Raw genomic sequence first — 11735 nt, 5'->3', positions numbered from 1 at the left:
TCCCGTGCAGGGCGGACCCGTTCCTTGAATTCGATCCGATCCATCCCGGCCACGCGCCGGCCGGAGGTTGCGCTGCGCCGCCTGGCCTGGGCGGCGGCCTGTGTCTGCGCCGGTACCTGTGCCGGTTGGGCGCCCGCCCTGGCCCAGACCTCCGCGGCGCTGGGCGGCGACGCTGGCAGCCCCGGTAGCCCCGGTAGCCCCGGCCATCGTTACCGTCCCGTGCTGGCCGAACCGGCCGGCACGCCGCCCGCCGCGGTGCTGACCGGCAATTACGCCGGCAACGCCGAGGTCGCGCAGCTGAAGGTGGAGGTGCACGGTGCCGGTGCCCCGGCCGACGGCGTGACGCCGGTGCTCGTGAAGGTCAAGGTGATGGGCCGTGACGGCACGCCGCTGAAGGCGCCGGTGCTGGTTACCATCGAGCACGATGGCGCCGCGCTCGGTGCCCGGCTGCAGATGGCGGGTGCGCCCACCGACGAATTTGGCCCTACGCACAAGGACGCCGACCGGCGCGTGCCCGGCACGCAGCTCAAGGTGGTCGACGGCGAGGCCAGCTTCAGCCTGGTGGCGCCGGCCCAGCCGGGCGACGTCCGCCTGCGCCTCACCGCCGGTGCGGCGACGGTGGACGGCACGATCGAGTTCGCGCCCGACCTGCGCGAGATGGTGGCCGCCGGTTTGATTGAGGGTGTGATCGGCACGACCCGCCGCCGCTACGACAGCGCGGTGGCGCCCGCAAGGCTGGAAGACGGCTTCGAGACCGAGCTGACGCAGTGGAGCCGCCGCTTCGACGACGGGCGCGGCAACGTGGCCGGCCGGGCGGCGCTGTTCCTGAAGGGCAAGATCCGCGGCGATGCGCTGCTGACCCTGGCCTACGACAGCGACAAGGAAACCCGTGCCCGCCTGCTGCGCGACATCCGGCCCGAGGAGTTCTACCCGGTCTATGGCGACAGCGCCGTCAAGGGCTTCGAGGCCAAGAGCTCGTCCAAGCTCTTCGTGCGCATCGACCAGCGGCGCAACTACCTGCTCTACGGCGATTTCGCCACCGGCGATGGCTTTGCCCAGGCCGCCGGCGGCGGCGTGGTGGCGGGCAACCGGCTGCGCCAGTTGGGCGTCTACAACCGCACGGTGACCGGGGTGCGTGGCCACGTCGAGCGCGCCGAGGGCTTCGGCAACGTCTTCATCAGCCGCGACACGCTCAAGCAGGTCGTGGAGGAAGTGGCCGCCAACGGTACCTCCGGGCCCTTTGCGGTCAGCAACACCAGTGCGCTGGAGAACAGCGAGAAGGTGGAGATCGTGGTGCGCGACCGCAACCACCTCAACACCATCCTGTCGGTGACGGCGCTGGCGCGGCTGAACGACTACAGCTTCGAGCCCTTCAGCGGCCGCATCCTGCTGACGCGCCCGCTGGCCAGCATTGACGCCAACGGCAACCCGATCAGCCTGCGCGTCAGCTACGAGGTGGACCAGGGCGGTGAGGCCTTCTGGCTGGCCGGCGCGGACGGCCAGATCAACCTCGGCGAGCGCGCCACGGTGGGTGGCAGCCTGGTGGTGGACCGCAACCCGGCCTCGCCCTTCCGGCTGGCCAGCGTCAACGCGGGCGTGCAGCTGACGCCCAGGACCACGCTGACCGCCGAGCTGGCCTACACCGAGGCCAACCTGGCGGCGCTGGCGCTGGTCGTGCCCTCGCCAGTGACCGCGCCGTTGGACACCACCAACGGGCGGGCGGCCCGGGTGGAACTGAACCACGCGGGCGAGTCCTTCAAGGCGCGTGCCTTCTTCAACCAGGCCGATGCCGAATTTGCCAACCGTGCGGCGGGCGTGCAGCCCGGCACGCGCCAGGGCGGCGCCAGCGCGTCGCTGCCGGTCAGCGAGCGCGTGTCGCTCGAAGCCGAGGCCCAGCGCACCGAGGACCTGACCACCGACGCCAGCCGCAACGGCGTCTCGCTCGGGGCGAAGGTGCAGGTCACGCCGGCCCTGGTCGTCGGTGGCGGCCTGCGGCAGATGCAGGAGCGCGGCCGCCTAGCCGGCTCCACCGCCAGCATCGCCGCCAACCCGGATCCGGGCAGCTACTTCGGTGCCGGCTCGGGCGGCGGTTTCAGCGGCGCCGGCAGCAGCACGTTGATCAACCTGAACAATGCCTCGGCCCTCAGTGCCAGCGTGGCGCCCGGCGCCGTCCCGGACCTGGAGGCGACCACGGCCTTCGTGGGCGCGACCTACCAGGTCAACCCGCAGGTGACGGTCGCGGCGCAGCACGAGGCCTCGATCGACGGCGATTCGCGCCGGCGCAGCGAGCTGCTGGTGGGTCTGCAGGCGGCCGAGCGCACGCGGCTGTATGCGCGCGCCGAGTCGCAGACCGGGCTGGCCTCGCGCTACGCGCTCGACAGCGCCGGCCACAGCAGCGCGGTGGCCTTCGGCATCGACTCCGCCTACATGGAGGGCGGCGCGGTGTTCAGCGAGTACCGCCTGCGCGATGCCAGCGACGGCCGCGGCGCGCAGATCGCCTCCGGCCTGCGCAACGCCTGGCACCTCACGGACGGCGTGCTGCTGCACACCGGCGCCGAGCGGCTGAAGATCCTGACCGGCAGCGGCCAGAACGCCACGGCGCTCACCGGCGGGGTGGACTACACCGCCAGCGAGTGGTGGAAGGCCAGCGCCCGGCTGGAGTGGCGCCGCCTGGACACGCCCGATGGCACCGCCGGCGTCACGCCGCCCAGCGTGCAGGACAGCTGGCTGAGCACCGTCACCGTGGCGCGCAAGCTGGACCGTGACTGGACTGCGCTGGCACGCAACTACTACCTGGCCACCGACAACCATGGTGCCAAGGCCGATGGCTGGCAGGACCGCCTGCAGTTCGGCCTGGCCTGGCGGCCGGTGGACCACAACCGGCTCGATGCGCTCGGCAAGTACGAATACAAGGCCGAAAGCAACATCAACGCCACGGAGGAGTGGCGACGCGTGCACGTGGGCGCCGTGCAGTTCAACGGACACCCGAGTCGCCCTTGGTGGTGGTCCTCCCGGCTGGCAGCCAAGCGCGTGGCCGAGCAGTACCCCAACACCGAAGGCGGCGGCAGTGACCGCTACACCGCTTGGCTGCTGGGCGGCCGGCTGATTTACGACGTCACCGAGAACATCGACCTGGGACTGCAGGCCGCAGTGATGACCGGCCGGGCCAGCGGCCAGGACGGCAGTGCGCGCCAGCACTCGGTCGGCGCCGAGCTTGGCTACCTGCTGCGCAGCAACCTCTGGCTGTCGGCAGGCTACAACGTCACCGGCTTCAGCGACCGCGACCTGTCCAGCGACTACACCGCCCGCGGCGCCTACCTGCGCCTGCGCTTCAAGTTCGACGCCGACCTCTTCGAGGGCAGCAACCCGGCCGTCAACCGCAGCCTGCCGCGCTGAGCCCCGACCCGGAATCCCTCACCATGCGACTCCTCGACGCCACTTCTTCCTTCTCCCTGCGGCCCACCCTGGTCCGCAGGGCCGTCCTGCTCGGACTGACCGCCGCAGGCCTGACAGCGGCCGCGGGGGCGGCCGACCTCTCGAACCGCGGCAGCCAGACCGACGGCAGCGTGGCCGCCGATCACCAGGGCTACCAGAAGCAGCAGGAGGCGATCCGTGCGCTCAACGCCACGGGCAAGCAGCCGCTGCGCAGCTACAGCATCGCCAAGGCGCAGTGCTGGCTGGACGTGAGCTTCCACGAGTACACCCGCAACGACCGCTCGGCCTTCCCGCAGGAGGCGCTGAGGCAGTCCGAGGCCATCACCAGCTACCTGGCCAGCGGCGCCAATCCGCGGGATGCGGCCAACCCTGCCTTCCAGACGCCGCTGGTCAACGATGCGCTCAAGCTGCGTGACGACCTCTGGACCACCACCGGCGCGCTGAAGAAGGGTGCCGGCTGGGCCTGCGTGCAGCAGCAGGTGGCCTGCGCCGAGGTGGAACTGGTGCACGCCGGCAACGAGCAGAACCAGCAGGGCTGGCGGCACGCCAAGCCCTACGTGCAGATCGCCGAGGACCTGGTGGGTGCCGCCAGCGCGGGCGCACTGAGCTGCGACCAGCCCGATCCGCTCGACTTCGAGACCGGCGCGGGCCGTCGTGCCGAGCCGCCGGCACCACCACCTCCTCCCCCGCCGCCTGCCCCGGTGCCGCCCCCGCCGCCGGTGGTGAAGGAGACCATCATCCTCGGCGCCAGCGTGCTCTTCGCCTTCGACCGCCGCAGCGAGGCCGACCTGCTGCCCGGCGGGCGTGGCCAGCTCGACCAGCTCGTGACGCGGCTGAACAAGGTGTACGAGCGCGTCGACCAGATCGAGCTCGTCGGCTACACCGACCGCCTGGGCACCGAGGCCTACAACGCCCAGCTGTCGCAGGACCGCGCCGACGTGATCAAGGCCTACCTGGAGCGCAAGGGTGTCACCACGAAGATCACCGCTGCGGGAAAGGGCTCCGCCGACCCGGTGGTGCAGTGCCCCGGCCAGCGCCAGACCCCGCAGCTCACCGACTGCCTGCAGCCGAACCGCCGCGTGGAGATCGGCATCACGGGCGTGAAGCGCTGACGCTGGACGCCACGCTGGCGGGGACAATCCCGCCATGCGCGCCTTCCATGCCGACCACACGGTGCCTGTGCTGCCGCCGGGCCACCGGTTTCCGATGGACAAGTACCGGCTGCTGCGCGAGGCGGTGGCGCAGCAGCTGCCGCAGCTGCAGTTGCGCGCAGCCGAGCCGGCCAGCGAGGGCGAGCTGGCGCTGGTCCATGCGCCCGAGTACATCGCCGCGGTGCTCGAAGGCTGGCTGACGCCGGCCCAGCTGCGCGAGATCGGCTTTCCCTGGTCGCCCGGCATGGCCGAGCGCGCGCGCCGCTCGGTGGGCGCCACGATCCAGGCCGCCCGTGCCGCGCTCCGTGAGGGCGTGGCGGCCAACCTGGCGGGGGGCACCCACCACGCCAGCGCCGCGGCCGGGGGCGGCTTCTGCGTCTTCAACGACATCGCGGTGGCGGCGCGGCTGATACAGGCCGAGTACTTCCGTGCCGGTCGCGGCGCCCTGCCCGTGGCGGTGATCGACCTGGACGTGCACCAGGGCAACGGCACCGCGGCGATCTTTGCCGACGACCCCAGCGTCTACACCCTGTCGCTGCATGGCGCGAAGAACTTCCCCTTCCGCAAGGTGGCCGGCGACCTGGACGTGGACCTGCCTGATGGCTGCGGCGATGCCGACTACCTCGGCGCGCTGGATGCGGCGCTGGCGCGCCTGTGGGCCGACCACGACGTGCGGCACGGTGGCCCGCCCGGGCTGATCTTCTACCAGGCCGGAGCCGACGTGCTGGCCACCGACCGGCTCGGGCGCCTGGCGCTCACGCCCGCGGGCGTGGCCGAGCGCGACCGGCGCGTGCTGGCGGCCGCGCAGGAGCGCCGCATCCCGCTGGTGCTGACGATGGGTGGCGGCTACGGCGAGCGCATCGAGGACACCGTGGCCGTGCAGTTGCAGACCGTGGAGATCGCCCTGGCCGGCTGGCAGGCCTGCGCGGCGCAGCGCCATGCGCAGGCAAACCCCGGCCCGGTTGGAGCCGCCGAGCGGGAATAATGCACCGTCTGACTCTCACGCCCAGCCGCCGATGACCCGTTCCGCTCCCAGCCCCGCCGACACCGCCGCGGTCGATGCCGCCATCACGTCGCGCCACTCGATGCGCGCCTACCTCGACCGGCCGGTGCCGCGCGAGACCATCGAGGCGATCCTGCAGGTGTCCGCCCGTGCGCCCTCGGGCACCAACACCCAGCCCTGGCAGGTGCACGTGCTGACCGGCGAGGCGCTGCGCGCCTTCAGCGAACGCATCACCGCCGCGCACAACGACCCGGCCGAGGCCGCCCAGCACAGCGAGGAATACCCCTATTACCCGACGCAGTGGCAGTCGCCCTTCATCGACCGGCGCCGCAAGGTCGGCTGGGACCTCTACGGCCTGCTGGGCATCGGCAAGGCCGACCGGGCGCGCATGCACGCGCAGCACGGGCGCAACTACAGCTTCTTCGGCGCGCCGGTGGGTCTGATCTTCACGATCGACCGCGTGATGGCGCAGGGCTCCTGGCTGGACTACGGCATGTTCCTGCAGAACATCATGGTCGCCGCGCGTGCCCGTGGCCTGGACACCTGCCCGCAGGCGGCCTTCACCCAGTACCACCGGCTGATCGCCGAGCAGCTGCAGCTGCCGCCCAACCAGATGGTGGTCTGCGGCATGGCACTCGGCTGGGCCGATCCGGACGCGGTCGAGAACACGCTGGTCACCGATCGTGAGCCGGTGGCCGGCTTCACCCAGTTCCATGGCTGAATCGCACCCGAGCCCCGACAGAACCACGACCGAGGTGCGTACCTTGCTGCTGTCTCGTTCCCGTGCTGCCCGCCTGCTGGGCGCCGCTGCCTTCACGCTGCTGCCACTGGCTGCGCAGGCCGCCGATATCGACGGTGCCCGCCTCGCGGGCTGGTGGAGCCTGCCCTTTGCCGGCGTGTTGCTGTCGATCGCGCTGTTCCCGCTGCTGGCGCCCTTCATATGGCACCACCACTACGGCAAGATCACCGCGGCCTGGTCGCTGGCCTTCCTGCTGCCCTTTGCGGCCCTCTTCGGCCCCGCCGTGGCCGGTGCTGGCCTGGTGCACGCCCTGGTGGCCGAGTACATCCCCTTCATCGTCCTGCTCACGGCGCTGTTCACCGTGGCGGGGGGGATCTACATCCGGGGCAACTTCCATGGCAGCCCGGCCTTCAACAGCCTGCTGATGGCCATTGGCGCGGTGCTGGCCAGCTTCATGGGCACCACCGGCGCGTCGATGTTGATGATCCGCCCCCTCATCCGTGCCAACGACAACCGGCGCCACAACGCCCACGTGGTCGTGTTCTTCATCTTCATCGTGAGCAATGCCGGGGGCTCGCTCACGCCGCTGGGCGACCCGCCGCTGTTCCTGGGCTTCCTGAAGGGCGTGGAGTTCACCTGGACCCTGCGCAATCTCTTCCCTGAAACGCTGTTCCTGATCGGTGCGCTGCTGGCTTTGTTCTTCCTCGTCGACACCTGGTACTACCGCCGTGAAGGGGTCGAGAAGATCGACCCGACCCCGGATACACCCAGCTTCGGCATGGAGGGCAAGGTCAACTTCCTGTTCCTGCTGGGCATCGTGGCGCTGGTGCTCATGTCCGGCACCTGGAAACCGGGCGTCTCCTACGACATCGCCGGCACCCCGGTGGGACTGGAACAGCTGCTGCGCGACGCCGCCCTGCTGGTCATCATCGGCCTGTCGCTGTACCTCACGCCCGTGCGTGCCCGTCAGCAAAACGAGTTCAGCTGGGCGCCCATGGCCGAGGTGGCCAAGCTCTTCGCGGGCATCTTCATCACCATCACGCCCGTGCTGGCGATGCTCAAGGCCGGCACGGCGGGCGCCTTCGCGCCGGTGGTGCAGCTGGTGACCGCACTGGATGGCCAGCCGATCCCGGCGATGTACTTCTGGGCCTCGGGGCTGCTGTCGTCCTTCCTGGACAACGCGCCGACCTACCTGGTGTTCTTCAACCTCGCTGGCGGTGATCCGGCGGTCATGATGACCACGCTCGCGCCGGTGCTGGCCGCCGTGTCCGCCGGCTCGGTCTTCATGGGTGCCAACAGCTACATCGGCAATGCCCCCAACCTGATGGTCAAGGCGATTGCCGAGGAACGTGGCGTGAAGATGCCCAGCTTCTTTGGCTACATGGCCTGGAGCGCGGTGCTGCTGATCCCGCTGTTCGGGTTGATGACGCTGATCTGGTTCCGCTGACCGCGATGACTGCCATGAACGCCATGTCCCCTGTCACCGTGCCGCGGGTGTTGGTGGCCCGCCAGGTCTTCCCCGAGGTGGTGGCTCGGCTGCGACTGCACTTCGATGTGTGCAGCAACGACGACGACGATGCCTGGAGCCGCGCGCAGCTGATCGAGCGGCTGCAGGGCTGCGCCGGCGCGTTCATCACCACCGGTGAGCGCATCGACGCCGCGCTGCTCGACGCCTGCCCGGACCTTCGTGCCGTCTGCACGTTGGCGGTGGGCTACAACAACATCGACGTGGCCGCCTGCACGGCGCGCGGCGTGCTGGTGAGCAACGCGCCCGACGTGCTGACCGAGACCACGGCCGACCTCGGCTTCGCGCTGATGATGGCTGCCGCCCGCCGCATGAGCGAGGCCGAGCGCTCGCTGCGCCGCGGCGAGTGGACGCGCTGGAGCGTCGACCAGTTCTGCGGCCAGGACGTGTTCGGCGCCACGCTGGGCATCCTCGGCATGGGCCGCATCGGCCAGGCGATTGCCCGCCGCGGCGCGTTGGGCTTCGGCATGAAGGTGGTCTATCACAACCGCTCGCGCCTGCCGGACGACCAGGAGGCACCGCTGGGCGCGCGCTGGGTCAGCAAGCTGGAGCTGCTGCGCGAGGCCGACCACCTCGTGCTCGTGCTGCCTTACTCGCCGGCCAGCCACCACGCCATCGGCGCGGCCGAGCTGGCCGAGATGAAGCCCACCGCCACGCTGACCAACATCGCGCGCGGCGGCATCGTCGACGATGCGGCGCTGGCCGTGGCGCTGCGCCAGGGCGTGATCGCCGCGGCTGGCCTTGACGTCTACGAGAACGAGCCGGCGCTGCATCCTGCGCTGCTGGAGCTGCCCAACGTCGTGCTGCTGCCGCACATCGGCAGCGCCAGCCGGCCCACCCGCCTGGCCATGGCGAACCTTGCCGCGGACAACCTCATCGCCGCGCTGACCGGAGGCGCGCCGCCCACGGTGCTGAACCCTGAGGTCCTGCCGCGCGGTTGATTGTTCGGTCGCAAGACCCCTCGCCCGTCAGGTGAGTCTCCCTGGGGCCCAATCACCCTGCGGTTCCCGGCCGTGCGTGGCGCACTGGGCGCCTGCGGCCGGCCGGGCGCAGGAGGTGGTTCACATGACGACCTGGCGCAAACGTGAGGCCGACGAGGTCATTCCGCCCGATGAGGTGGTTCAGCGGCTGTCGGCAGAGCTGCCCGCATGGACCTTCGAGGACGGCTGGATCCGGCGCAAGTACCGCACCCACGGCTGGAAGGGGACACTCATGGTGGTGAACGCCATCGGCCACCTGGCCGAGGCGGCGTGGCATCACCCGGACCTGGTGGTGTCGTACGCCTTCGTGACCGTCAAGCTGATGAACCATGCAGCGCGCGGCATCACGGAGAAGGATTTCGCGCTGGCGCGCAAGATCGATGAGGTCGTGCTCTGGCGCCCGGGGGATGAACCTGGCTCAGCGCTGCCGGGGCCGCCGGACGACCCGCGATTCCGGTACATCAAGCCCGACTGACGGCTTCCCGTGCGACGCCTGCACAGGCGTTGCACAGTGGCTCGGAACACTCTGTCCCGAAACTGAGGAAGCCTGCGGCGGCACCCCGCCCCGGGGCCGGCCCATAGCGAGTGCGACCGGCATCGACCACCCGATCCGCTCTCCGGTCTTTCCCTAGGTTCCACCCACGCCCGGTGGCAGACCGGCCGGTTCTCACGCGCTGCAGCAGAGCTGCGCGGCCACGTCGGGTCCCGGGCAGCCGATCGGGAGGGCAAAAACAAGGGTTTTCACGCCTGCGGGTCGGCGCGGAACATGGTGAGCGCCCCGTTCACCGGCCCTGTGGTCGGGAACGCTTCCCGGCGCGGGCACACGAGTTGCAGTTCACAGCAGGGTGAGCGGGACGCGCCGAGTTACGGTGGTTGCCGGCGGCCTCAGGGTCCCTCCCACGTCCGAAGACCACCTGTGAGCAAGGAGACACATCCGTGAAAAAAGCAGCTCGTGCAAGTCGTGCAAAGAGTCGTTGGCTGATCGGCAGCGCAGGCATGGCACTCCTGGGCGTACCGGCGCTGGCCCTGGCCAATGCCGACGTCGAGAAGAACATCGCCAACGCGAACAACTGGGCGATGCAGGCTGGTGACATGTACAACCAGCGTTACAGCAAGCTCAAGCAGATCAACAAGGGCAACGTCGGCAAGATGCAGGTGGCCTGGACGTTCTCGACCGGCGTGCTGCGCGGCCATGAAGGTTCGCCGCTGGTGATCGACGGGACCATGTTCCTGCACTCGCCCTTCCCGAACAAGGTCTTCGCGATCGACCTCGACACGCAGAAGATCAAGTGGAAGTACGAGCCCAAGCAGGATCCGGCCGTGATCCCGCAGATGTGCTGCGACACGGTGAACCGCGGCCTGGCTTATGCCGAGGGCAAGGTGTTCCTGCAGCAGGCGGACTCCAACCTGGTGGCGCTGGATGCCAAGACGGGCAAGGTGATCTGGTCGGTCAAGAACGGCGACCCGAAGCTGGGCGCGGTCAACACCAATGCGCCGCACGTCTTCAAGGACAAGGTGATCACCGGCATCTCCGGCGGCGAGTGGGGCGTGCGCGGCTTCCTGGCGGCCTACGACATCAACTCCGGCAAGCAGGTCTGGAAGGGCTACTCGGTCGGCCCCGACGCCGAGATGCTGATCGACCCCGACAGGACCACCACCTGGGCCGACGGCAAGGTCACCCCGGTGGGCCGTGACAGCTCGCTCAAGACCTGGCAGGGTGACCAGTGGAAGATCGGCGGCGGCACCACCTGGGGCTGGTACAGCTATGACAAGGGCCTGAATGCGGTGTTCTACGGCACCGGCAACCCCTCCACCTGGAACCCGGCCCAGCGCCCCGGCGACAACAAGTGGACGATGTCGATCTGGTCGCGTGACGTCGACTCGGGCAAGGTCAACTGGGTCTACCAGATGACGCCCTACGACGAGTGGGACTTCGACGGCATCAACGAGATGATCCTGGCCGACATCAACGTCAAGGGCCGTCCGACCAAGGCGCTGGTGCACTTTGACCGCAACGGCTTCGCGTACACCATGGACCGCACCAACGGTGCCCTGCTGGTGGCCGAGAAGTACGACCCGAAGGTGAACTGGGCCACGCACGTGGACATGAAGACCGGTCGCCCGCAGGTGGTCAAGCAGTACTCGACCGCGCAGAACGGCCCGGACGTCAACACCAAGGGCATCTGCCCGGCCGCGCTGGGCTCCAAGGACCAGCAGCCGGCGTCGTTCGACCCCGAGACCAAGCTCTTCTACGTGCCGACCAACCACGTCTGCATGGACTACGAGCCGTTCAAGGTCGAGTACACCGCCGGCCAGCCCTACGTGGGCGCCACCCTGTCGATGTTCCCCGCGCCGAACAGCCATGGTGGCATGGGCAACTACATCACCTGGGATGCCAGCGCTGGCAAGATCGTGCAGTCCAAGGCCGAGAAGTTCTCGGTGTGGAGCGGCTCGCTCAACACCGCGGGCGGGCTGAGCTGCTACGGCACGCTGGAGGGCTACCTGAAGTGCGTGGACAAGAACGACATCAAGAAGGAGTTGTTCAAGTTCAAGACGCCCTCCGGGATCATCGGCAACGTGTTCACCTATGAGCACAAGGGCAAGCAGTACCTGGGCGTGTTCTCGGGCATCGGTGGCTGGGCCGGCATCGGCATGGCCGCTGGCCTGGAGAAGGACCAGGACGGCCTGGGTGCGGTGGGCGGCTACAAGGAGCTGAGCCAGTACACCGAGCTGGGTGGTTCCCTGACCGTGTTTGCACTGCCGAACTGAGCGTCCTGAGGGCCGGGCTGTGCGTCGCCCGGCCCGATGGTCCCGCTCGGCCTCGTGCCTCGGCCTCCCTGTGTTCCGGCCCCCGTGCAGGCGGGGGCTTACCCGGGCTCCAGGGTGAACCCCGACGGCCCGG

General features: G+C 69.6%; 8 protein-coding genes. All 8 read left to right on the top strand.

Going from position 1 to position 11735, the window contains the following annotated elements; translation table 11 throughout:
• Positions 1-24: 24 nt before the first annotated feature.
• The 8 genes from NGK70_RS18175 (at position 25) to xoxF (ending at position 11602) form a co-directional block, all read left to right on the top strand.
• A complete protein-coding gene (locus tag NGK70_RS18175; protein ID WP_251969895.1) occupies positions 25-3396 on the top strand; it encodes a hypothetical protein in 3372 nt (1123 codons plus the stop codon).
• A 23-nt stretch (positions 3397-3419) separates the two neighbouring features.
• Positions 3420-4547, top strand: coding sequence for an OmpA family protein (locus NGK70_RS18170; protein ID WP_251969894.1), 1128 nt, complete (start codon positions 3420-3422; stop codon positions 4545-4547).
• 34 nt (positions 4548-4581) lie between these two features.
• Positions 4582-5571, top strand: coding sequence for a histone deacetylase family protein (locus tag NGK70_RS18165; RefSeq protein ID WP_251969893.1), 990 nt, complete (start codon positions 4582-4584; stop codon positions 5569-5571).
• A 31-nt stretch (positions 5572-5602) separates the two neighbouring features.
• A complete protein-coding gene (locus NGK70_RS18160; protein WP_251969892.1) occupies positions 5603-6310 on the top strand; it encodes a nitroreductase in 708 nt (235 codons plus the stop codon).
• A 43-nt stretch (positions 6311-6353) separates the two neighbouring features.
• Positions 6354-7775 carry a sodium:proton antiporter gene (locus tag NGK70_RS18155; RefSeq protein WP_428985531.1) on the top strand — a complete coding sequence of 474 codons (1422 nt, stop codon included), beginning with the start codon at positions 6354-6356 and terminating at the stop codon, positions 7773-7775.
• A 23-nt stretch (positions 7776-7798) separates the two neighbouring features.
• Complete coding sequence (locus NGK70_RS18150; protein WP_251973823.1) at positions 7799-8794, top strand: 2-hydroxyacid dehydrogenase; 996 nt, start codon at positions 7799-7801, stop codon at positions 8792-8794.
• A gap of 124 nt (positions 8795-8918) precedes the next feature.
• Positions 8919-9308: a 4a-hydroxytetrahydrobiopterin dehydratase gene (locus tag NGK70_RS18145; protein ID WP_251969891.1), complete on the top strand. Its 390-nt coding sequence runs from the start codon at positions 8919-8921 to the stop codon at positions 9306-9308.
• 521 nt (positions 9309-9829) lie between these two features.
• Positions 9830-11602: a PQQ-dependent ethylene glycol dehydrogenase XoxF gene (xoxF, locus tag NGK70_RS18140; RefSeq protein ID WP_251969890.1), complete on the top strand. Its 1773-nt coding sequence runs from the start codon at positions 9830-9832 to the stop codon at positions 11600-11602.
• Positions 11603-11735 lie beyond the last annotated feature (133 nt).

The organism is Sphaerotilus microaerophilus (assembly GCF_023734135.1).
GTDB classification, from domain to species: domain Bacteria; phylum Pseudomonadota; class Gammaproteobacteria; order Burkholderiales; family Burkholderiaceae_C; genus Sphaerotilus; species Sphaerotilus microaerophilus.
This window is presented reverse-complemented; position numbering and strand designations above follow the sequence as displayed.